This is a genomic window from Candidatus Accumulibacter sp. ACC007, from assembly GCF_907163205.1.
In the GTDB taxonomy this organism is placed as follows: Bacteria; Pseudomonadota; Gammaproteobacteria; order Burkholderiales; family Rhodocyclaceae; genus Accumulibacter; species Accumulibacter regalis.
The window spans coordinates 900,063-920,367 of sequence record NZ_CAJQUD010000001.1; the positions used below are offsets into that span (position 1 = coordinate 900,063).

At 64.3% G+C, this 20,305-nt stretch carries 17 protein-coding genes, 1 tRNA gene and 3 pseudogenes; 6 read left to right on the top strand and 15 right to left on the bottom strand.

Going from position 1 to position 20,305, the window contains the following annotated elements; all coding sequences use genetic code 11:
* Positions 1–124: 124 nt before the first annotated feature.
* Together QZ634_RS03825 and QZ634_RS03830 are read right to left on the bottom strand one after the other, a co-directional pair.
* On the bottom strand, positions 125–871 hold the full coding sequence (locus tag QZ634_RS03825; protein WP_291985720.1) for an integrase arm-type DNA-binding domain-containing protein: 747 nt from the start codon (positions 869–871) through the stop codon (positions 125–127).
* Between the two features lie 156 nt (positions 872–1,027).
* A tRNA-Arg gene (locus QZ634_RS03830) sits at positions 1,028–1,099 on the bottom strand.
* A 244-nt stretch (positions 1,100–1,343) separates the two neighbouring features.
* Between QZ634_RS03830 and QZ634_RS03835 the strand changes: the two genes are divergently transcribed.
* Positions 1,344–3,269 (top strand): ATP-binding cassette domain-containing protein, encoded by a 1,926-nt coding sequence (locus QZ634_RS03835; RefSeq protein WP_291985722.1) that lies wholly within the window; start codon positions 1,344–1,346, stop codon positions 3,267–3,269.
* A gap of 23 nt (positions 3,270–3,292) precedes the next feature.
* On the opposite strand, the gene QZ634_RS03840 is transcribed toward QZ634_RS03835, so the two are convergent.
* The gene (locus QZ634_RS03840; RefSeq protein ID WP_291985725.1) at positions 3,293–4,153 is read right to left on the bottom strand and encodes a patatin-like phospholipase family protein; all 861 of its coding nucleotides are present in this window, start codon (positions 4,151–4,153) and stop codon (positions 3,293–3,295) included.
* A gap of 409 nt (positions 4,154–4,562) precedes the next feature.
* Between QZ634_RS03840 and QZ634_RS03845 the strand changes: the two genes are divergently transcribed.
* Positions 4,563–6,092: an NYN domain-containing protein gene (locus QZ634_RS03845; RefSeq protein WP_291985727.1), complete on the top strand. Its 1,530-nt coding sequence runs from the start codon at positions 4,563–4,565 to the stop codon at positions 6,090–6,092.
* Positions 6,093–6,255: 163 nt separating this feature from the next.
* Here the strand turns inward: QZ634_RS03845 and panD are convergent, their stop codons facing one another.
* The 11 genes and pseudogenes from panD to QZ634_RS03900 form a co-directional block, all read right to left on the bottom strand.
* A complete protein-coding gene (panD, locus tag QZ634_RS03850; RefSeq protein WP_042331459.1) occupies positions 6,256–6,639 on the bottom strand; it encodes an aspartate 1-decarboxylase in 384 nt (127 codons plus the stop codon).
* Positions 6,640–6,698: 59 nt separating this feature from the next.
* On the bottom strand, positions 6,699–7,544 hold the full coding sequence (panC, locus tag QZ634_RS03855) for a pantoate--beta-alanine ligase (RefSeq protein WP_291985730.1): 846 nt from the start codon (positions 7,542–7,544) through the stop codon (positions 6,699–6,701).
* Positions 7,545–7,657: 113 nt separating this feature from the next.
* Positions 7,658–8,470 carry a 3-methyl-2-oxobutanoate hydroxymethyltransferase gene (gene panB / locus QZ634_RS03860; RefSeq protein ID WP_291985732.1) on the bottom strand — a complete coding sequence of 271 codons (813 nt, stop codon included), beginning with the start codon at positions 8,468–8,470 and terminating at the stop codon, positions 7,658–7,660.
* A gap of 4 nt (positions 8,471–8,474) precedes the next feature.
* Positions 8,475–9,128, bottom strand: coding sequence for a deoxynucleoside kinase (locus QZ634_RS03865; protein WP_291985734.1), 654 nt, complete (start codon positions 9,126–9,128; stop codon positions 8,475–8,477).
* Positions 9,129–9,152: 24 nt separating this feature from the next.
* Positions 9,153–9,434, bottom strand: a pseudogene (locus QZ634_RS03870) (CZB domain-containing protein); the annotation flags it as partial.
* A gap of 9 nt (positions 9,435–9,443) precedes the next feature.
* Positions 9,444–9,548, bottom strand: a pseudogene (locus tag QZ634_RS03875) (methyl-accepting chemotaxis protein); the annotation flags it as partial.
* Positions 9,549–9,949: 401 nt separating this feature from the next.
* The gene (locus tag QZ634_RS03880) at positions 9,950–10,729 is read right to left on the bottom strand and encodes a pentapeptide repeat-containing protein (protein ID WP_291985737.1); all 780 of its coding nucleotides are present in this window, start codon (positions 10,727–10,729) and stop codon (positions 9,950–9,952) included.
* 7 nt (positions 10,730–10,736) lie between these two features.
* A complete protein-coding gene (gene asd / locus QZ634_RS03885) occupies positions 10,737–11,591 on the bottom strand; it encodes an archaetidylserine decarboxylase (RefSeq protein ID WP_291985739.1) in 855 nt (284 codons plus the stop codon).
* A 103-nt stretch (positions 11,592–11,694) separates the two neighbouring features.
* The gene (locus QZ634_RS03890) at positions 11,695–12,750 is read right to left on the bottom strand and encodes a 2-oxoacid:ferredoxin oxidoreductase subunit beta (protein ID WP_291985741.1); all 1,056 of its coding nucleotides are present in this window, start codon (positions 12,748–12,750) and stop codon (positions 11,695–11,697) included.
* Position 12,751: 1 nt separating this feature from the next.
* Positions 12,752–14,590 carry a 2-oxoacid:acceptor oxidoreductase subunit alpha gene (locus QZ634_RS03895; protein ID WP_291985742.1) on the bottom strand — a complete coding sequence of 613 codons (1,839 nt, stop codon included), beginning with the start codon at positions 14,588–14,590 and terminating at the stop codon, positions 12,752–12,754.
* A 132-nt stretch (positions 14,591–14,722) separates the two neighbouring features.
* Positions 14,723–16,519: pseudogene (locus QZ634_RS03900) on the bottom strand (FAD-dependent oxidoreductase); the annotation flags it as partial.
* A 210-nt stretch (positions 16,520–16,729) separates the two neighbouring features.
* On the opposite strand from QZ634_RS03900, the gene QZ634_RS03905 reads away from it, so the two are divergent.
* A complete protein-coding gene (locus QZ634_RS03905) occupies positions 16,730–17,176 on the top strand; it encodes a rhodanese-like domain-containing protein (RefSeq protein ID WP_291985746.1) in 447 nt (148 codons plus the stop codon).
* Here the strand turns inward: QZ634_RS03905 and QZ634_RS21495 are convergent.
* A complete protein-coding gene (locus tag QZ634_RS21495) occupies positions 17,082–17,402 on the bottom strand; it encodes a macro domain-containing protein (RefSeq protein WP_366145355.1) in 321 nt (106 codons plus the stop codon). The two genes, QZ634_RS03905 and QZ634_RS21495, sit on opposite strands and share 95 nt — an antisense overlap.
* A gap of 180 nt (positions 17,403–17,582) precedes the next feature.
* Here QZ634_RS21495 and QZ634_RS03915 point away from each other — a divergent pair, with 180 nt between their 5' ends.
* The 3 genes from QZ634_RS03915 to QZ634_RS03925 all read left to right on the top strand — a co-directional run bounded on the left by QZ634_RS03915 (position 17,583) and on the right by QZ634_RS03925 (position 20,251).
* The gene (locus tag QZ634_RS03915; protein WP_291985748.1) at positions 17,583–18,368 is read left to right on the top strand and encodes a CsgG/HfaB family protein; all 786 of its coding nucleotides are present in this window, start codon (positions 17,583–17,585) and stop codon (positions 18,366–18,368) included.
* A gap of 185 nt (positions 18,369–18,553) precedes the next feature.
* Positions 18,554–19,537 carry a tRNA-dihydrouridine synthase gene (locus QZ634_RS03920; RefSeq protein ID WP_291985750.1) on the top strand — a complete coding sequence of 328 codons (984 nt, stop codon included), beginning with the start codon at positions 18,554–18,556 and terminating at the stop codon, positions 19,535–19,537.
* Positions 19,538–19,549: 12 nt separating this feature from the next.
* Positions 19,550–20,251, top strand: a complete 702-nt coding sequence (locus QZ634_RS03925) for an SAM-dependent methyltransferase (protein WP_291985752.1) — start codon at positions 19,550–19,552, stop codon at positions 20,249–20,251.
* The last annotated feature ends 54 nt before the right edge of the window (positions 20,252–20,305 follow it).

The following is a 20,305-nucleotide window of genomic DNA, read 5'->3' on the forward strand; positions in this document are numbered from 1 at the left end:
AACATCGGAACATCAAATCGGCTGACCGCACTCAGACAAGGGTACAAGGTGGTCTTCCTTCATCTTCATGCCAACCAGGCCCCGGGCACGATCGCGCTCACCCGGTACAATCCAGGTTGCCCTTTCAAGGTCGATCTCCTCCCAGCGCGCAGCGCAGTTCCCCGGGTCGGAGGAATGTGAGCAGCGATAGGCGGACTGCCAGTTTTACTGGCTTGGAAATTCGCGCTGCATCCAACCTGATGAAGAACTCCGGCAGTTCGCGAGAGTGCAGAGAGGGGCGGTGCTCAGCCTTGGCCGTTTTCAGCGCCTTCTCCAGGCCAGTGACCGGATTTACGTCCTCGCGCAATCCCTCGGCGATAGCGAAGGTGAAAACATCGGCGACGCGCTGTCGAATTCGTTTAAGGGTTTCCAGCGCTCCGCGTGCTTCGACTTTGCGAAGTACCATCAGCACTTCCGGCGGCTTGATGTCGTTGATTGGCCGGTTGCCGAGGGTCGGAAACACGTCGGCTTCGAGTGACCGGATAACCTTCCTTGCGAAGGCCGGTACGAGCGCAGTCTGTTGCTTGGCAAACCACCGGCGCGCCACGGCTTCAAATGTGTTGGCACCGGCCTTGCGCCGATCGCCCGGATCAATGCCATGTGCCAGCAGCTTACGTGCGTCGTCGCTGAGGGCTCGTGCTTCCTTGAGAGTGATATCGGGGTATCTTCCCAGCGACAGGAGCTTCTCTTTGCCTGCGTAGCAATACTTAAATCGCCACAGTTTGCCGCCGGCAGGCGTTACGAAAAGGAACAAACCGCGGCCGTCAAAGAGCTTTGTCGGACGCTCTGTCGATTTGGCGGATCGAACTGCAGCATCTGAAAGGGCCATCATACCCCACCGTCCGTGGAAGCTACCCCAAATAATACCCCGCAGATGGGCGGATAGCAACGGATTTTGGTAGCTAACCCTGGATGGTAAAACGCACCTTTGTCATTGAATAAATGGACGTTTCTGGACTTTGGCGGACTGCTCTGGAAGCGCTGGTAGTCCCCTCGACAGGAATCGAACCTGTATCCCACGCTTAGGAGGCGCGTGCACTATCCATTGTGCTACGAGGAGAGGGGCGGCTATTGTAGCCGCTGCCTTTGATTTCGCCAATTCGACTGCGGATGCGCGAGCCCCGGCGCTTCATGGTGCGCGACCCGTGTGCGCCGCCGCGGCCCGATTCGGACCTGCCCGGGCACGCATCGGAGTAAAATCGCGCGCTCTTGCCGTGCGCTTCCGATGGTCCCTGAGTTCTCGGCTCCGGCCAGCGCGCGTTTTTTTGCTGCGCAGCCCCCCCACAGGAAACCTATCCGCCCTCATGCCGTACCTGATCCTCTCCGACGCCTCGCTTGCCTTCGGCCACGTGCCGCTTCTCGATCACGCCGAATTCCAGCTCGACCCTGGCGAACGGGTTGCGCTGATCGGTCGCAACGGCACCGGCAAGTCCTCGCTGCTCTGCGCGCTGGCGGGCACCGGCGCGCTTGACGACGGGACGGTGTGGCGGCAGTCGGGTCTGCGTGTCGGTTACGTTCCGCAGGAACCACCGTTCGATGCAGCGTTGACGGTTTTCGAGGCGGTGGTTGCCGGCATGGGTGATCTGTCGGCGCTGCTCGCCGAGTACCACGCGGTATCGCACGCACTGGGCGAGGCCGATGCCGATCACGAAGATCTGCTTGAGCGCATGCAGGTCCTGCAGACGGAGCTCGAATCACGCGATGCCTGGTCGTTCGAGGCGCAGGCCGAGCGCGTCATCCAGCGCTTTTCGCTCGACGCCGACGCGCTGGTGGGAACACTTTCCGGCGGCCAGAAGAAGCGCCTGGCGCTGGCCCAGGCGCTCGCCGTTTCGCCTGAGCTGTTGCTGCTCGACGAGCCGACCAACCACCTGGACATCGGCGCCATCGAGTGGCTGGAGGAAATGCTCGTCTCGTCGGGCGTGACGCTGGCCTTCATCACTCACGATCGCCGCTTTCTCGAGCGCGTGGCGACGCGTATCGTCGAACTCGACCGTGGCCGTCTGCTTTCCTGTCCGGGCAGCTTCAGCGAGTACCAGTTGCGCAAGGAAGCAATGCTGCACGACGAGGCGGTGAATAATGCCCGCTCGGACAAATTCCTGGCCCAGGAGGAAGTCTGGATTCGCCAGGGCATCAAGGCGCGGCGCACGCGCAACGAGGGACGTGTCCTGCGACTGGAACAGCTGCGTCGTGACCGGGCGGCGAGACGCGAGCGTCAGGGCAAGGTCGAGTTGGCGCTCGATGCAGGGGTGAAGAGCGGCAAGCTGGTGGCGGCGCTCGAGCACGTCAGCAAGAGCTACGGCGACAAGGCGGTGGTGCGCGATTTCTCCTGTCGCCTGCAGCGTGGCGACAAGATCGGCGTCATCGGCCCGAACGGCGCCGGAAAGACGACGCTGTTGCGCATGATTCTCGGCGAGCTGGCACCCGACCAGGGCAAGGTGTACCTGGGGACGAAGGTGGAGGTGGCCTATTTCGACCAGTTCCGCAGTGCGCTCGACGACGAGGCAACCCTGATCGACGTGATCTCGCCGGGCTCGGACTTCGTCGAGATCGGCAACCAGAGGAAGCACGTGATCAGCTACCTCGGCGATTTCCTCTTTGCGCCACAGCGCGCGCGTTCGCTGGTCAGTTCGCTGTCCGGTGGCGAACGCAACCGCCTGCTGCTGGCGCGGCTTTTTGCGCGGCCGGCGAACGTTCTGGTGCTCGACGAGCCGACCAACGACCTCGACATCGAGACGCTGGAACTCCTCGAGGAGTTGCTGCAGGAGTACAGCGGCACGCTGTTTCTGGTCAGCCACGACCGGGCGTTCATCGACAACGTGGTGACCCAGACCATCGCCTCGGAAGGCGACGGTGTCTGGCGCGAGTACGCCGGTGGCTATCAGGACTGGGCCGACTATCAGGCGGCGTGGTTGCGTGACGAGGCGCTGGCGGCGAGCAGCGGCAAGCGCAGCGACGCGCGCGCGGCCGAGACCGTAGCCAACGCCAAGGCGGCTGCTCAAGAAAAACCGGGCGGCGGCAAGCTGTCGTGGAAGGAAGCGCGCGAGCTGAAGGAATTGCCGCAGCGGATCAGCGCGCTGGAAAACGAGCAGAAGGCAGTCGGCGAGCGTCTGGCCGACGCTGACCTCTACCGGGAGCAGCCCGACGAAGCGCAGCGGCTGGCCGCGCGGCTGAGCGAAATCGACGATCAGCTGCTGCACTTGCTCGAACGCTGGGAGGCGCTCGAAGGTTAGGGCTGGGCGGGTCGTCGAGAGGCTCAGCTCCGGCCCGCTTTCTTCAGCGCTTCGCGAATCTTCGGCAGTGCCGCCTGCGCCGCTTTTTCGCCTTCGAGGATGGCGTCGTGGCGCGCCTGAAACTCGGTCGAGCCGACGGCGCCGACTTGTGGACGAATTACCACGTCGGCCTCCCGGAGCTCGTAGCGGGCGAGGCTCTGGCCCATGATGGTGAAAGTCTGCATGAGAATGTCGAAGGTGCTGCGTACCGGCTGGTCACCGGGGCGCGCCGAAATGTCGACGGCGATGACCACGTCGGCGCCCATTTCGCGCGCCGCTCGCACCGGAATCAGGCTGCTCAGACCGCCATCGACGTATTCCCTGCCGTTGATGCGTACCGGCTGGAAGATTCCGGGGACGGTCGCCGAAGCACGTACCGCCATGCCCGTGTTGCCGGTGCGAAAGACGACGTTGTCGCCGTTGCGCAGGTCGGTGGCGACTGCCCCGAAAGGCTTGTTCAGGGCCTCCAGCGGACGCTGGCCGACGGCGTCATTGATGAACTGCTGCAAGGAATCTCCCTTCAGAACGCCGCGGTCGGGCAGTGACCAGTCGCTGATTTTCGTTTCGTCGAGGCGGTGTGCGAGCTTCTGCAGTTCGAAACCGCCATTGCCGGCAGCGTAGAGCGCGCCGACCACGGCGCCGGCGCTGGTGCCGACGACGATATCCGGCACAATACCCTGGCTTTCCAGGGCCTTGATCACGCCGACGTGGGCAAAGCCGCGCGCCGCACCGCCGCCAAGCGCCAGGGCCAGCTTGACCGGCTTGCCGATCTGCACAGCGGGCTTGCTCGCGCAGCCGCTGACGGCGAGCGTGGCAAGGGCAACAATAAGCAGCAGCTGACGCATGGTGTTCCTTTTTCGCGGGAGATCGGTTGTCGCCATCGATAGTGCCGGGTTTAGTCGCAGCGGGTGGGCGTTAGCGACGGCGCCATCCCGGTTCGCGCGCCGGGCTGCGCGAGTTCGAGCGGCAATGGTACGACTTCAGGGCCGATGCCGCCATCAGCGGCGCCTGAGAAAGACTTTCCTTGCTTCCTGCAGGCAATTGTTTACCATCGCGAATGGGCTCTGGATCCCGAGTCTCTTGAACCTGCAGTCTGAAAGTCGCGCCCCGGATCATTTCCTGACAGTCGGTCGATCACTCCCTGCTGGCCGCGTGTGTTGTGGTCAGGGCCTCTCGACTTCCTCGCGCTTTCAGATCAGACCATCAAGCCGCCACGCTTAGGCGTGGCGCCGCAATCACTGGAGAAACAAAATCATGGCCGTCGCGCCCGAAACCGCCATCATGGCGCTTTATTGTGACTTCGAGAACGTCGCCCTCGGTGTTCGCGATGCAAACTACGACAAGTTCGATATCAAGCCGGTCCTCGAACGCCTGTTGCTCAAGGGCAGTATCGTCGTCAAGAAAGCGTATTGCGACTGGGAGAGATACAAGGGATTCAAGGCCGCGATGCACGAGGCGAACTTCGAACTGATCGAGATTCCTCACCTGCGTCAATCGGGCAAGAATTCAGCCGATATTCGGCTGGTCGTCGATGCCCTCGACCTCTGTTATACCAAATCGCACGTCGACACCTTTGTGATAATCAGCGGCGACTCGGATTTTTCGCCGCTGGTTTCCAAGCTGCGCGAGAACGCCAAGTATGTAATTGGTGTTGGCGTCAAGCAGTCGACTTCGGATCTCCTGATCGCCAATTGCGACGAGTTCATTTTCTACGACGATCTGGTGCGCGAGATTCAGCGCTCGGCGCGGCGGGACTCGAAGGAAGCCCAGCCGGTGGTCCGGCGCTCGCCGGAGGAGGATGCGCAACGCAGGGCGGAACTCGAGGCGCGCCGCAGCAAGGCCGTCGAACTGGCCGTGGCGACCTTCGATGCCTTGATCGGCGAGCGTGGTGACAGCGGCAAGATCTGGGCGTCGATGCTCAAGGAGGCAATCAAGCGGCGCAAGCCCGATTTCAACGAGTCGTACTACGGTTTCCGGGTTTTTGGCAACCTGCTCGAAGAAGCGCAGAAGCGCGGGCTGCTGGTCATTGGTCGTGACGAAAAGTCGGGCACTTACGTCTATCGCAGCAACGGCGGTGACGCTGCCGCTGAAGCACCCGCCGAGATCGGCGTCGAGGGCTTGCCGCCGGCGTTGCCCGCAGTGCCCGCTGACGGTGCAACGATCGTCGATGAACAGGGCGAGCAGGCGGCTGGGCGGCGCAAGGGACAGGGCCGCCGAAAGGGTGGCGAGAAAGGCGTCAAGCGAGGCCGCGAGCAGAAGGCGGGCAAGGACGACGCGGCTGCCACGGATGACGGTGTGGAAAGTGCTGACCGTCAGGGTCGGGAAGACGCTGCTGCCAGCGCCGACTCCGTCGACGCGCCGGTGCTGCTCGCAGCGCCACAGGTGTCGGCGTCGGTGGAAGCCGCAGACGCGCGGCAATCGTCGCCAGCGCCCGAAACTTCTTTGTCGCCAGACGCCTCGGCGTCGCTACCACCGGTCGACGTGGCCAGCGCAGCCGGGAGTCCCCATGGGGACAGTGAGGGTCGCCAGCCGGCCGCAAAACCACGTGCTACGGGGCGCCGCCGGGCTGCTGCAAGAACGGTTGCCAGCGTTGCCGCGTCTGCTGAACCAGGTGCTCAACCTTCTCCCGAGCCGGCGTTGGAGTCGGAGTCGACTGTGGTCGTTGTGGAAACGGCCGCAGCCCCGGCCAACAGCGATCCGGCAGAGCTGGCGCCGGTCAAGAAGCCGGCGCCGCGGCCACGTCGGCCGCGCAAGCCCAAGGCTGCGCCGGAAACAGCGGGATGACCGGGCGGCGCGAGGCCGCCCGCCAGGCCGTGCGTGCCTTGACGATGCTGTGCAGGGGCGCGAACGGTCAACAATGCGCTCCCGACGAGCGCCTGAACGCAAAAAAGCCGCGACTCGGTCGCGGCTTTTTTTTTACCCTGCAGCAGATGAGACGCCGCTCAGCTCAGGCAGCTGCCTGCGTCGGAATCGTGCCGGCGGTGCGGACGATGCGGTTCTGGGTGTCCACGTAAATCAGTTTCGGCGCGTATTTGGCCAGCTCGACTTCGTTGTACACCGCGAAGCTGGCGATGATCAGGATATCGCCCGGCGCGGCACGGCGTGCGGCGGACCCATTCACCGAGATGACACCAGAGCCGCGCTCGGCACGCAGGCTGTAGGTCGTGAACCGCTCGCCGTTGTTGACGTTCCAGATGTCGATCTGTTCGTACTCACGGATATTCGCCGCATCCAGAAGGTCTTCGTCAATGGCGCAAGAACCTTCATAGTGGAGCTCGGCGTGTGTGGTGCTGACGCGGTGCAGCTTCGACTTCAGCATTGTCCTCTGCATGGAATCACCGGGTTTTGAGTTAAAGGGGGAAGGGCATTGTAGCGGCTAATCGCTGCCTGTCAACGGCCGTCTGGGGCATCGATTTCAAGATTGTCGATCAGTCGCGCAGGGCCCAGCCGGCTGGCTGCGAGGACCACCAGCGCTTGCTTCCCACCAGTATCGGGAAGCTGCAGGTCCGCCTGCCGACGCACGGCGACGTAGTCTGTTTTCCAGCCATGCCGGTCAAGTTCGCCGGAGGTTTCGCGTTCGAGCCGGGCGAAATCGGTTTCGCCGGCACGTATGGCCGCGCTGACGTGCTGCAGGAGGCGCTGCAAACGTGGCGCTTCGGCCCGCTCGGCGGCGGACAGGTAGCCGTTACGCGAGGAGAGCGCCAGACCGTCGGCGGCACGAACGGTCTCGCCACCGATGATCTCGATCGGCAAGGCCAGCTGGCGCGTCATGTTGCGCAGCACCATCAATTGCTGGTAGTCCTTTTTTCCGAACAGCGCCGCTTGCGGCTGAACGATGTTGAACAACTTAAGAACGACGGTCGCCACACCTCGGAAATGGCCGGGGCGGAACTCGCCGTCGAGCTGATTCTGGCTGGCTGGTGGCTCGACGTGGTATTGCTGTGGCTCGGGGTAGAGATCGCCCTCGGTGGGTGCAAAAAGGACGTCGACGCCGGCCGCGGCGAGCTGCTCGCAATCCTCCTTCAAGGTGCGCGGATAAAGGTCGAAGTCGTCACTGGGTCCGAACTGCAGGCGGTTGACGAAAATGCTGGCGACGACGGTGTCTCCGTGTGCGCGTGCCGCGGTCATCAACGCGATGTGGCCGGCGTGCAGGTTGCCCATGGTCGGAACAAAAACGACCCGGCCACGCTTCATCAGCGCCAGACGCAGCTCGGGGATCGGGGAGTGAATCTGCATATGCTCGGTGGACCTCGTGTGAAACTCGCCAGGAACGCCTCGCCTGGCGCGCGTTTTTCTGTCACTGCCGCGTGCGGCGACTGTTGCCAGCCGCCGCGCTGCCACGCGTACCGTCAGTAGCAGTGCTCGGGCCCCGGAAAGCTGCCGTTCTTGACCGCGGCAACGTAGGCGGCGATGGCCGCGGCGATGGACGTCTCGCCAGCCATGAAGTTCCTGACGAAGCGTGCCTTCTTGCCGGTCGAGATGTCGAGCATGTCGTGCAGGACCAGCACCTGCCCCGAGCATTCCCGGCTGGCACCGATGCCGATGGTCGGGATGGCAAGGCTGGAAGTGACTTCAGCCGCCAGCGCCTCGGGGATGGCTTCGAGAACGATCAGCGTTGCCCCGGCCTCCTGCTGGGCGAGCGCGTCGGCCAGCAGCCGGACGGCTCCGGAATTGTCTCTGCCCTGGACGCGATAGCCGCCGATCTGGTGTACCGACTGCGGGGTGAGCCCGACGTGGCCGCAGACCGGAATACCTCTGCTGCTCAGGAAGCGCGTCGTTTCGGCCATCTCGACGCCGCCTTCAATCTTGACCATCTGTGCGCCACTGGCAACCAGAGTGACGGCGTTGCGCAGCGCCCGCTGCGGGCTTTCCTGGAAGCTGCCGAAGGGCATGTCGGCGATGATCATCGGACGGTGGCTGCCGCGCACGACACAGGCCGTGTGGTAGGCGACGTCGGCCAGCGTCACCGCCAGCGTCGAATCACGGCCTTGCAGCACCATACCGAGCGAGTCGCCGATCAGCAGCACATCTACGTCGGCGGCGTCGCAGAGCTGCGCGAAGCTCGCGTCGTAACACGTGAGCATGGCGATTTTCTCGCCACTGGCACGCATTCTGGCGAGGTCGACGTGCGTGCGCCTGCGCGCCGCGACATGGGTGGACATGGGTTTACTCTCCCCGGTTGAAATACTCGCGGTGTCCACGCATCAACTCGATGCGCTTGACGAGTAGTTGAAAGTCGTCGTCTGAGTCGACGAAGTTGATGTTTTCCGAGTTCACGACCATCACCGGCGCCGCATCGTAATTGTGGAAAAAACGCATATAGCTTTCCGCGAGGACGGTCAGATACGAGTCACTGATCCGCCGCTCCATGTCCACACCGCGCTTGCGCACGCGGGCGATCAGCGTTTCCGGCTTGGCCTGCAGGTAGATCACCAGATCGGGTGGCGTCGCCGTGGGTGACAGATGTTCGTAGATCTTGCGGTACAGCCCGTAGTCGTCTTCATTGAGTGTCAGCAGTGCAAACAGCGGATCTTTCTCGAGCAGGTAGTCCGCAACCACTGGGCGCGTGAAGAAATCGGGTTGAGCCAGATCGCGCAGCTTGTCGAGGCGCTGGAACAGGAAGAAGAGCTGCGTTTGCAGGGCAAAGCGCTGCTGGTCCTGGTAAAAGCGGCTCAGGAAGGGGTTCAGCTCGGGTTGCTCGAGCAGCAGTTGTGCGTCGATATGCGCACCGAGGCGTCGCGCAAGACTGGTCTTGCCGGCGCCGATGGGGCCCTCGACCACGATGTGGCGGGCTGCGGTGAGGGTATTGCGTGCAGACATGAAAAGACGGCAAATGCTGCCGGGTCAGTGTTTCGGGAAAAGGGTATCGGGGTTCGCTTCGCCGTCCTGGGCCAGTCGCTCGAGGCCCAGAAGCACAGCCATGTTGGCGGTTTCCATTTGTTCGATGGCGTCCACTCCGCGCGCGAAGTCGCCGGTACGACGGGCCTCGACGGCTGCCAGGCCATGCCGGTGAACGTCCAGGTGCCGGGTTTCGATTGCCCGGTAACCGTCAAGTCGAGTGCAGTGGCGTTTTCCGTCGCCCGCATAATACCATTGGCCCAGACGGCAGCCAGTATGCGAGGCGAAGTCTTCGACGTGCCTTGTCCGGTCGGCGAGCTTGCGCACTTCGTCGGCAACGACGGCGAACCCGCGACCGGCTTCACCCGCGCGGGTGGCCTCGATGGCCGCGTTGAGCGCCAGGAATAGCCGCTGCCTTTCCTGACCACGCTTCTCCGTGGCCTCGGAAGCCTGCAGACACCCGGCGCGCGCGTTCTGCGCCGACGCCGTTTGCCCGCGCAGCGCTTCATTCTGCTTCTCGAGCTCGCCTCGGCGCGCGTCAAGGCTGCCGACTTTCTCCCGGCTTCCGAAAATCATCTCGTCCTCCCGTCAACCGTGGCCGATGGTCGTGGCTGCGTGGTGAAAAAAGCCAGGCAAGTCAAACGGCGTCTAGGATACACAGAGCGGCGGCGCCTTGGTCACGTTTACCCGTCCGCCGTACGGAAAAAAACACGAACGAAGGCCGCCTTTTCCCCAATCGCTGCACGCGGCCGCTTGCCTGCATCGGGCAAGCGGGAAACGGCCGTCTGGAGGCCATTCAGCATTCAGCGTCCCCTGACCACGAAAGGCTCGGCCAGTGCCGCGCGTACGGAATCATCGAGGTTCGTCGCCTGCTGGAAATTGGCGTCCCAGAGGTCGGCGTTGCTGAAGTCGGCAGAGTCCAGATTGGCACCTCTGAACAGCGCATGGCGCAAGGTTGCGCCGGCGAGGCGGGTGCCCTTGAGCGTGCTGTTGGTGAGATCGGCATTGTCCATGGCGGCGCCGGTCAGGTCGGCGCCGGAGAGGTCGGTGCCGACCAGTCGCGCATCCGAAAAGACACCACGCAAGGCGTTGCAGTTGCGGATCGAGCCGCCGCTGAGGTCGATCCCTTCCATCAGGACGTCCTTGAGATACGCCCCCGAGAAATCGGCACCCGGGGCCTTGGCGTTGATCAGGTTGGCGCCGAACAGATTGGCGCGCTGCAGATTGCCGTTGCTCAAGTTGGCGTCGTCGAAAGTGGCGTGAAAAAGGTCCGCCTCGCGAAAGTCGGCCGCCGCCAGGTTGGCAGCAGTGAAGTTGGCCCACTTGGCGTTGCTGCCGCGAAAATCGGTGTCGCGCAGATCGGCCTGGCGAAAGTCCGTGCTTTCCATTCGCGCGCCCGCCAGGCGTGCACCGCGCAGGTTCCTGCCGACCAGTTTCTGACGCGAAAAATCGCACTGCGAGAGATCGGTCGCCGCTTGCGGATCCGCGCAGTTGCCGGCGGGCAAGGCGTCCGCCAGGCCATCGGGGGCTGCACTGGCGAGAGCGAGCACGGCGAGCGCCGAGAATGCCGAGAGCAGCTTCATCGGCGACTCAGCACGGCTCCGCGCTGCAGCCCATGCTCTCGCCCAGGCGCACGGCGCCGGCCGGCGCCCAGGCCGGATTGAAGCAAAGCAGGTCTTTGGGGAAGAGCATGACCACCGTTGAGCCGAGCAGGAAGCGTCCCATTTCCTCTCCTTTGCCGAGCACGATCTGCTGCCCCGCGTAAGACCATTCGCGGATCTTCCCGCTGCGCGGTGGGTTGACCCGACCATGCCAGACGGTGGCCATGCTGCCGACAATGGTGGCGCCGACGAGGACCAGAACGAAGCTGCCGAAGTCGCTTTCGAAAACGCAGACCACGCGTTCGTTGCGCGCGAACAGGCCGGGTACGCCGCGGGCGGTCGCCGGATTGACCGAGAACAGTTCGCCGGGGACGTGGATCATTCGCGTCAGTCGCCCGCCGACCGGCATGTGGATGCGGTGATAGTCGCGTGGGCTGAGGTAGAGCGTCGCAAAAGCGCCATCGGTGAAGCCGGCTGCCAGTTTGGCATCGCCGCCGACCAGCGCCGTCGTCGAGTAGTGGTGGCCCTTGGCCTGAAAAATCTGCTCGCCTTCGATGCGCCCAAACTGGCTGATCGCGCCGTCGACCGGACAGAGAAAGTCGGCCTTGGCGAGCGGCCGCGCATCGGCACGCAGAGCACGCGTAAAGAAATCGTTGAAGCTCTTGTAGCTGCTGGGGTCGGCATCGGCGGCCTCGCTCAGGTCGACGCGGTAACGCTTGACAAACCAGCGGATGACCTGGGTGGTAAGCTCGCCCGCCTGCGCGCCGGCGAAGCTGCCGGCGAGGGTGGTGAGGGCCTGCTTGGGCAGGAGGTATTGGGCCAGTACGGCAAGACGGTCGGACACGGGTGCGCCAGCGAGATGAACAAGCCGCGATTATAGCCGCTGGGAATGGCGACAGCGGTGCCCAGTCGATCGGCACGACAGGCCGCCGGCGAGCATGCAGCACTTAGCGTAGCGAGGCGTTGATCTTCTCGAGCACGGCCGAGCCGGGGCACAGTTCGGTGGCGCTGAGTGTGTTCAGGGGCTGCTCAACGCTGTTCATCTGCTCGTGCAGATCGCAGGCGTCGTGGTCGACGTAGAGCAGCCCGGTGACCACTTCGCCGCGCGCGGCGTGCTCCTGCACGTAGGCCATCGCGCGTACCCGGTCACCCGGGTCGTACTCGGCATGCAGCTTGCGCAGGCGCAGGATCGAGCCGTCGTGCTGGCGGACATCGATGACCTCGCCTTCGCCGTACTCGGTGGTGATCTCGTCGCGCTGCGGGAAGAAATCGAGGCGGTTGACCGCTTCGTTGTGCTCACGCACGTAGTCGTAACTCTTGGTGCTGCCGGAGTGGTTGTTGAAGGCGACGCAGGGAGAGACGACGTCGATCACCGCCGCGCCGGGATGGGCGATCGCTGCCCGGATCAGCGGCACCAGTTGCGCCTTGTCGCCTGAGAAGCTGCGCCCGATGAAGGTTGCGCCCATCACCAGCGCCAGGCTGGCGAGGTCGATCGGCGTGTCGTTGTTGGCCTGGCCGCGCTTGGACTTCGAGCCCTTGTCGGCGGTCGCCGAGAACTGGCCCTTGGTCAGCCCGTAGACGCCGTTGTTCTCGACGATGTAGGTCATGTTGACGCCGCGGCGAAGGACGTGCGCGAACTGGCCCAGGCCGATCGACGCCGAGTCGCCGTCCCCGGAAACGCCGAGGTAGATCAGTTCGCGGTTGGCCAGGTTGGCGCCGGTGAGCACCGACGGCATGCGTCCGTGCACGGTGTTGAAGCCATGCGAATTGCCGAGAAAGTAGTCCGGTGTTTTCGATGAGCAGCCGATTCCCGAGAGCTTGGCGACGCGGTGCGGCTCGATATCGAGTTCCCAGCAGGCCTGGATGATCGCCGCCGAGATCGAGTCGTGGCCGCAACCGGCACAGAGGGTCGATATCTTGCCTTCGTAGTCGCGGCGCGTGTAACCGACGCGGTTCTTGGCCAGGGTGGGATGGTGAAGTCTGGGTTTGGCGAGGTAGGTCATGTCAGGCCACTCTGTCTTCTTTGAAGGAATGCACGTTCAGGCGTGCGACGCGGTCGGCGATTTCCTGCGTAATGAAGCGCGCGGTGATCGGTGTTCCGTCGTAATGAACGACCGTCACCAGGCTCGCCGGACGTACCCCGGCCTCGTTGATCAGCAGGGTGGTCAGCTGTCCGTCCAGGTTCTGCTCGAAAACGAAGACCTTGCTGTGCGCCGCGACGAAGTCGACGATCTCGTTCTGGAACGGGAAAGCGCGTATGCGCAGGGCATTGAGATAGATGCCGTGTTCAGCCAGCGCGTCGAGCGCTTCGTGCATCGCCGGACTGGTCGAGCCGTAGAAGAGGACGGCGAAGCGTGCCGGGTACCTGGCGGCGGTGAGCACCGGCAGCGGCACCAGCGACTTGGCGGTTTCGAACTTGCGCAGCAGGCGCTGCATGTTGTCGACGTAGTCCGGGCCCGCTTCGGAGTAGCCGGCGTAAGCGTTCTTGGTCGTTCCGCGCGTGAAATAGCCGCCTTTGGTCGGGTGCGTTCCCGGATACGTGCGGTAGGTGATGCCGTCGCCGTCGACGTCCAGGTAGCGGCCGAATTCGCTGCCGGCGTCGAGTGCCTCGCGGGTCATAACCTTGCCGCGGTCGTATTCGACGCTGTCGTCCCAGGCGAACGGGCGGCACAGCCGCTGGTTCATGCCGATGTCCAGGTCGCTCATGACGAAGACCGGTGTCTGCAGGCGCTCGGCGAGGTCGAGCGCCTGCGCCGACATCTCGAAGCACTCGTAGGGATCTTCCGGAAAAAGCAGCACGTGCCGGGTGTCGCCGTGCGAGGCGTAGGCACAGGCAAGGATGTCGGATTGCTGGGTGCGCGTCGGCATCCCGGTCGAGGGTCCGCCACGCTGCACATTGATCAGTACGGCCGGGATCTCGGCGAAGTAGGCAAGGCCGATGAACTCGGACATCAGCGAGATGCCCGGTCCTGAAGTCGCGGTAAAGGCACGTGCGCCGTTCCAGCCGGCGCCGACGACCATGCCGATCGACGCCAGTTCGTCCTCGGCCTGCACCACTGCGCAGCGCTGCTTTCCGGTCTGCGGGTCGGCGCGCAACTTCTGCGTGAAGCGAATGAAGGCTTCGGCGACCGACGATGACGGGGTGATCGGGTACCAGGCGCAGACCGTCGCGCCGCCATAGACACAGCCCAGCGCCGCGGCAGTGTTGCCATCGACGAAGATGTGGTCGCCGACCTTGTCGCGGCGTTCGACCTTGAGCCCGATTGGCTTGAGGTGTTCGCGCGCGTAGTCGCGGCCGACGTTGAGCGCCTGGATGTTGGAATCGAGCAGCTTCTCCTTGCCCTTGAACTGCTGCCCGAAAAGTTTCTCGATTTCGCCCGTCTCGATGTCCAGCAGGTGCGCCAGGGCGCCGACGTAGAGGATGTTCCTGAACAGCTGTCGCTGGCGCGGGTCGCTGTACGTGTTGTTGCACAGTTCGGTGAGCGGCATGCCGATGACGTGGATGTCGTCGCGCGACCGCGAGCGGGGCAGCGGCCGCGAACTGTCGTAGAACAGGTAGCCGCCCATCTCGATCTCGCGGACATCCTGGTCCCAGGTCTGCGGGTTCATGGCCACCATCATATCGACGCCACCGCGCCGGCCGAGGTAGCCGCGCTCGGTGACCCGTACTTCGAACCAGGTCGGCAGCCCCTGGATGTTCGACGGGAAAATGTTGCGCGGCGAAACCGGCACTCCCATGCGCAGGATGGCACGCGCGACAAGTTCGTTCGCCGACGCCGATCCCGAGCCATTGATGTTGGCAAACTTGATGACGAAATCATTGACCGCTTCGATCTTCTGCATTTTCGTTCCTCAGGCGGTTTGCTGGTCGGGAGCCGGCACTGGCTTTTGCCTTGCCCTTGGCTTTTTCTCGGGTGAAGGTGTGCCCGGGGGCTCGGGCAAAGGCGGGGGAGAGCCTGTATTGCGGCAACCGGGTCCGGCGTAGGTGCTTGCGAAGAGGAATTTCTGCATGTCCCAGGCGCCGGTCGGACAGCGTTCGGCACAGAGTCCGCAGTGCAGGCAGACATCCTCGTCCTTGACCATCACCCGCCCGGTCTTCAGCGCATCCGACACATAGAGATCCTGGCTGGCATCCAGTGCTGGCGCGCTCAGCCGCTGGCGCAGGTCTTCCTCGTCACCGTTGAGGGTGAAGGAGATGCTGTCCATGGGGCAGATGTCCATGCACGCGTCGCATTCGATGCACAGCTTGGGTGCAAAGACCGTCTGCACGTCGCAGTTCAGGCAGCGCTGCGCTTCCTGGAAAGCCAGCTGCGGATCGAAGCCCAGCTCGACTTCGATCTTGATGTTCTTCAACGCGGCGCTCAGGTCGCGCAGCGGCACGCGCAGGCGCCGATCGGCCGAGATGGCGTTGTCGTACATCCACTGATGGATGCCCATCTTCTGCGAGACCAGTGAAGTCTGCGGTGCGGGCCGCTCGGCAAGGTCCTCGCCGTTGAGCATGCGGTCGATGGAGACCGCCGCCTGGTGGCCGTGGGCAACCGCCCAGATGATGTTTTTCGGCCCGAAGGCAGCGTCACCGCCGAAGAAGACGTTGGGCACTGTCGATTGCATGGTCTCCTCATTGACCTTGGGTAGGCCCCACTTGTCGAATTCGATGCCGATGTCGCGCTCGATCCACGGGAAGGAATTGTCCTGGCCAACGGCGACCAGCACCTCGTCACAATCGAAATGAGCGTCGGGTTCGCCGGTCGGTACCAGGCTGCGGCGGCCCTTGTCGTCGAATTCCACACGCACCTTCTCGAAGGTGGCGCCGGTGAGCCGTCCGCCGATGTGCGTGAAGGCCTTGGGGACCAGGTTGTTGAGGATCGGGATGCCTTCGTGCATCGCGTCCTCCTTTTCCCACGGACTGGCCTTCATCTGCTCGAAGCCGGAGCGGACGATGACCTTGACGTCCTCGCCGCCAAGCCGGCGCGACGAGCGGCAGCAGTCCATCGCAGTGTTGCCGCCGCCGAGGACGATCACCCGCTTGCCGATCGAAGTGGTGTGCCCGAAAGCGACACTGGCCAGCCAGTCGATACCCAGGTGGATAGACTTCGCTGCTTCCTTGCGTCCGGGGATGTCGAGGTCGTGGCCACGGGGCGCGCCGGAACCGACGAAAATCGCGTCGTAGCCTTCTCCGAGCAGGTCCTTCAGCGAACTGACGTACTGGCCGCCGCGCAGCTCGACGCCGAGGTCGAGGACGTAACCGGTTTCCTCGTCGATGACTTCTTCAGGCAGGCGGAACTTCGGGATCTGCGTGCGCATCATGCCGCCGGCGAGAGCGTCGCCGTCGTAGATCACCACCTCGTAGCCGAGCGGCGCCAGGTCACGCGCCACCGTCAGTGACGCCGGCCCGGCGCCGACGCAGGCGATGCGCCGGCCGTTCTTCTGCGCCGCTGGCGGCGGCAGGAGGTGGCGGATATCCTCCTTGTAGTCGGCGGCGACGCGCTTCAGACGGCAGATCGCGACCGGCGCCTTGCGCTCGCCGTGGCCGTCCGGTGTTTCGTCCTCGACGCGGCCGCGGCGGCACGCGGGTTCGCAGGGGCGGTCACAGGTTCGCCCGAGGATTCCCGGAAAGACGTTCGATACCCAGTTGACCATGTAGGCCTCGCTGTAGCGACCGGCAGCGATCAGGCGAATGTATTCGGGAACAGGGGTGTGGGCCGGGCATGCCCACTGGCAATCGACGACTTTGTGGAAATAGTCGGGGACGCTGATATCGGTCGGTTTCAAGACGAGCGACTCCTTTCTTCGGCAGCAGTCCGGGGTCGCGGTTGCCGGCCCCAAAAAAGAACGTTCATACTAGCGCGCCGGTGGGGGCCTGAAAAGGGTTATTTTTCAGTGTGATGTCATCGGAAGCTCGTGCCGCGACGCGGCTGCCTTGCCCCCTTTGCCGGGTGATCACTGTAAGATGCCCGGAACGAGGTTACAGGAGTTCTGATCATGATCCGGATGATGGCTTTCGCGTTTTCTTCCTTGCTGCTCGCGTGTTCCGCCCACGCTGAAGTGTTCGACATCGACAACGCCGAGCTGGCGCGCCTCATGGCTGCAGGGGTGCCGGTGATCGACATCCGTACTGCTGGCGAATGGCAGCAAAGTGGCGTCGTCGCGGGCAGCAAATTGATTACCTACGTTGATGAGCAGGGCCGCGTAGATGCGCCGGCCTGGCTGGCAAAGGTGCAGGGCGTAGCCAAACCCGACCAGCCGGTGATAGTCATTTGCCGTAGCGGCAACCGCACGCGGGCAGCAAGCCAGCTTCTCTCGCAGCAGGCGGGCTACCAGCGGGTGTACAACGTCAAGGACGGGATGCGCGCCTGGGTGCAGGAAGGGCGGCCGGTGACCCCGTTGGCCAGTACCCTGGCCCAGTGCCCGGCCGGTTCTCGCTGCTGAGCGCGCGCAGCCTGGCGGCAGCGATCCCGATTGCGCGGCGATAGCGCGCGGCCAGAAGTTCGCGCTCGCCAGTGCGGCCCCCAGTGCCAGACCGGACCTGCCGCGTGAATGATGTCTGCGGGGGGAAACGATAGCCTGTGGTGACTTTGGCGTCGCCCGTCCGGCAGCCGCCGAGCCCGTGGCACTCGCGGAGCAGTGGCGGGCCGGCTGCGCAAGTCGTATCCATGCTGTTATAGTGGCGGCCGGTGTGGAGGGCGCCGCTGTCGGCGGGATGCCACGCCGCATTCAGCCAATTGCCAATTGAGAAGGGAGAAGATTCATGGCTCTAACGAGTTCTCGTAGCACGGCACGCCTGGTCGTCGCTTCCGCTGCAACTGCACTTCTGGCCGCTTGCTCGAATATGCAGATGGGGTCGCAAGACGCGAAGACCACGGCCACCGGGTCGGCCGGCGGGGCGAACGCCCAGAATGCCAACAGCCAGCTCGAAAGGTGCGATCGCTCGCTCGGCACGCTTGCCGTGGTCGAGGATACGCAGGCGCCGTGGTACGGCATCCTGACCGGCCAGTGGGGCCTGGGATCGACCACGCCGGTGCTCAAGCTGATGGTCCAGCAATCGAACTGTTTTGTCGTCGTCGAACGCGGCCGGGCGATGAACAACATGATGCAGGAGCGCGCTCTGGAAGACTCCGGGGAACTGCGCAAGGGCTCCAAGTTCCAGAAGGGGCAGATGGTTTCGGCCGACTATTCGATGAGTCCATCGATTACCTTCAGCAACAGCAATGCGGGCGGTGCGGGTGGCGCTCTTGGTGGCATGAGCGGCGCGCTCGGCGTGATCGGTGCGATTGCCGGCAGTGTGAACGTCAAGGAGGCGAGCACGCTGCTGACGCTGGTGGACAACCGCTCCGGTGTGCAGCTGGCGGCGGCGGAAGGCAGCGCGAGTAACATGGACTTCGGCGCCGTCGGCAGTCTTTTTGGCCGCGGCATGGGGGGGGCGGCCGGCGGTTACGCGAACACCGCGCAGGGCAAGGTGATCGTCGCCGCCTTTACGGACTCGTACAATAATCTGGTACGCGCGGTGCGCAGCTACAAGGCGCAAGAGGTCCAGGGTGGCCTTGGAACCGGCGGCAACCTGGGTGTTCAGGGGGCCGAAGCGGCACAGCCTCCCAAGAAGAAGAGCAAGAAGAACTACTGAGCACCGCGAGCAACGGAAAAGAGGCCGGCGTGTCCGGCCTCTGTCTTTTCCGAGAACGAAGGCCGCCTGCCGACGCCGCGTGCGCGGCGCGAAGGCTTCGCCCGCCGCCAGGATGCTGCTCCCTGGAGGGCACCCGGTCGCTTGGAATGCCCCCTTCAAGCTCGAAGCGGGATGGAGAATGGGCGATGGGAAGACTGCTGCTGGCACCGATGGAAGGCCTGGTCGACGACGTCCTGCGCGACGTGCTGACGCGCGTCGGTGGTTATGACCTGGCGGTCAGCGAGTTCGTCCGGGTCTCCGGCAATTTGCTGCCGCCGCGTGCCTTTCGGCGGCTTTGTCCCGAGCTTGACAACGGCAGCCGAACGCGTGCCGGAACGCCGTTGGTGGTGCAGCTTCTCGGCAGCGATCCCGGGTGCCTGGCCGAGAATGCGGCGCAGCTCGTCGAGCTTGCCCCGGCGGGGATCGATCTCAACTTCGGTTGTCCGGCACCAACGGTCAATCGCCACGGCGGCGGCGCGATGCTGCTTGCCGACCCCGAACAGCTCTTGCGCATTGTCGCGGCGGTGCGCCGCGTGGTGCCTCCGGAAATTCCATTCACCGCCAAGATGCGGCTCGGCGTGCGCGATACGGCGCGAACTCTCGACTGCGCGCGGGCGCTGGCAGCCGGCGGTATCGTCGCGCTGGTGGTGCATGCGCGCACCCGCGCCGACGGCTATCGACCGCCGGCGCATTGGGAATGGATCGAGCGCATCCGCGCGGTGGTGCCACAACCGGTGATCGCCAACGGCGAGGTATGGACGGTTGCCGATCACCTGCGCTGCTGCGCGGTGAGCGGCAGCGACGACGTGATGATCGGTCGCGGCGCAGTTGCCGATCCTTTTCTCGCGCGGCGTATTCGTGCGCAGGCGGCCGGCGAGGCGGTCGCCGCCGATCGCTCCGACGACTGGCGCCGCTTGCAGCCGCTGCTGGCGTCATACTGGCAGCAGGTCTGTGCCAAGGTCGTGGCCCGGCATGCGCCGGGACGGCTCAAGCTCTGGCTGGGCTCCTTGCGGCGCAACTTTGTCGAAGCCGAGGCTCTGTTCATGGCGGTCAGGGCACTGGCTGGCGTGGAAGAAATCAGCCGCGTGCTCGAGCTGCATGGTATCCCGGTGCAGCGGCCGCCGGGCTAGCCGCGCCAGAAGATGCAAGGCAACTCCCGCGTCCCGAGCAGCGCCCAGAGTGGCATCCACGAGCAGTTGGCGATGGTTCTCGCACGACACGCGAGCGCGCCTTTCCGCAAGCCCTATGCCGACTACAATCGCGTCGCCTTTGCCGCAAGTTTCGAGCGCTACCAGCGCCTCGCGCCGGGCGCCCCCCTGATCCTTGACGCCTGCTGCGGCGTCGGCGAGAGCAGCATTGCACTCGCCAGAGCGTTCCCGACGCACTACGTGATCGGCGTCGACCAGTCGGCCTTACGCCTGCAGCGCGGCCAGCAGAGCACGCAAACGCGGCGAGAGCAGGGAGGCGAACGGCGTGCCTGGCCAGCCAACCTCGATCTGGTTCGCGCCGATCTGGTCGACTACTGGCGCTTGCTGGCCGACGCTGGCCTGCGGCTCGATCGGCATTACCTGCTTTATCCCAACCCCTGGCCGAAGATCGGCCATCTGCGCCGCCGCTGGCATGGGCACCCGGTCTTTCCCGCGCTGCTTGCTCTCGGCGGCGTGCTCGAGTGCCGCAGTAACTGGCCGATCTATATCGCCGAGCACTGTCTGGCGGTGCAGCAGCTTACCGGCCGGGCGGCGGTTTGCCAGTCCTTCGTCCCGGAGCAGCCGATGACGCCCTTCGAGCGCAAGTATCTGGAGTCAGGGCATGGCCTGTTTCGTAGCGTCACCGATCTGACTTGAGAGCGGGCGCCGACCACCGTCTGCGGTCGCCGGCGCTGCGAGCGCGGGGCTGTT

What these genes read in the sequence shown, in the direction of transcription:
- QZ634_RS03825 (WP_291985720.1), bottom strand. Translation starts at nt 871, where the DNA reads ATGATGGCCCTTTCAGATGCTGCAGTTCGATCCGCCAAATCGACAGAG.
- QZ634_RS03835 (WP_291985722.1), top strand. Translation starts at nt 1,344, where the DNA reads ATGCCGTACCTGATCCTCTCCGACGCCTCGCTTGCCTTCGGCCACGTG.
- QZ634_RS03840 (WP_291985725.1), bottom strand. Translation starts at nt 4,153, where the DNA reads ATGCGTCAGCTGCTGCTTATTGTTGCCCTTGCCACGCTCGCCGTCAGC.
- QZ634_RS03845 (WP_291985727.1), top strand. Translation starts at nt 4,563, where the DNA reads ATGGCCGTCGCGCCCGAAACCGCCATCATGGCGCTTTATTGTGACTTC.
- panD (WP_042331459.1), bottom strand. Translation starts at nt 6,639, where the DNA reads ATGCAGAGGACAATGCTGAAGTCGAAGCTGCACCGCGTCAGCACCACA.
- panC (WP_291985730.1), bottom strand. Translation starts at nt 7,544, where the DNA reads ATGCAGATTCACTCCCCGATCCCCGAGCTGCGTCTGGCGCTGATGAAG.
- panB (WP_291985732.1), bottom strand. Translation starts at nt 8,470, where the DNA reads ATGTCCACCCATGTCGCGGCGCGCAGGCGCACGCACGTCGACCTCGCC.
- QZ634_RS03865 (WP_291985734.1), bottom strand. Translation starts at nt 9,128, where the DNA reads ATGTCTGCACGCAATACCCTCACCGCAGCCCGCCACATCGTGGTCGAG.
- QZ634_RS03880 (WP_291985737.1), bottom strand. Translation starts at nt 10,729, where the DNA reads ATGAAGCTGCTCTCGGCATTCTCGGCGCTCGCCGTGCTCGCTCTCGCC.
- QZ634_RS03890 (WP_291985741.1), bottom strand. Translation starts at nt 12,750, where the DNA reads ATGACCTACCTCGCCAAACCCAGACTTCACCATCCCACCCTGGCCAAG.
- QZ634_RS03895 (WP_291985742.1), bottom strand. Translation starts at nt 14,590, where the DNA reads ATGCAGAAGATCGAAGCGGTCAATGATTTCGTCATCAAGTTTGCCAAC.
- QZ634_RS03905 (WP_291985746.1), top strand. Translation starts at nt 16,730, where the DNA reads ATGATCCGGATGATGGCTTTCGCGTTTTCTTCCTTGCTGCTCGCGTGT.
- QZ634_RS21495 (WP_366145355.1), bottom strand. Translation starts at nt 17,402, where the DNA reads ATGGATACGACTTGCGCAGCCGGCCCGCCACTGCTCCGCGAGTGCCAC.
- QZ634_RS03915 (WP_291985748.1), top strand. Translation starts at nt 17,583, where the DNA reads ATGGGGTCGCAAGACGCGAAGACCACGGCCACCGGGTCGGCCGGCGGG.
- QZ634_RS03920 (WP_291985750.1), top strand. Translation starts at nt 18,554, where the DNA reads ATGGGAAGACTGCTGCTGGCACCGATGGAAGGCCTGGTCGACGACGTC.
- QZ634_RS03925 (WP_291985752.1), top strand. Translation starts at nt 19,550, where the DNA reads ATGCAAGGCAACTCCCGCGTCCCGAGCAGCGCCCAGAGTGGCATCCAC.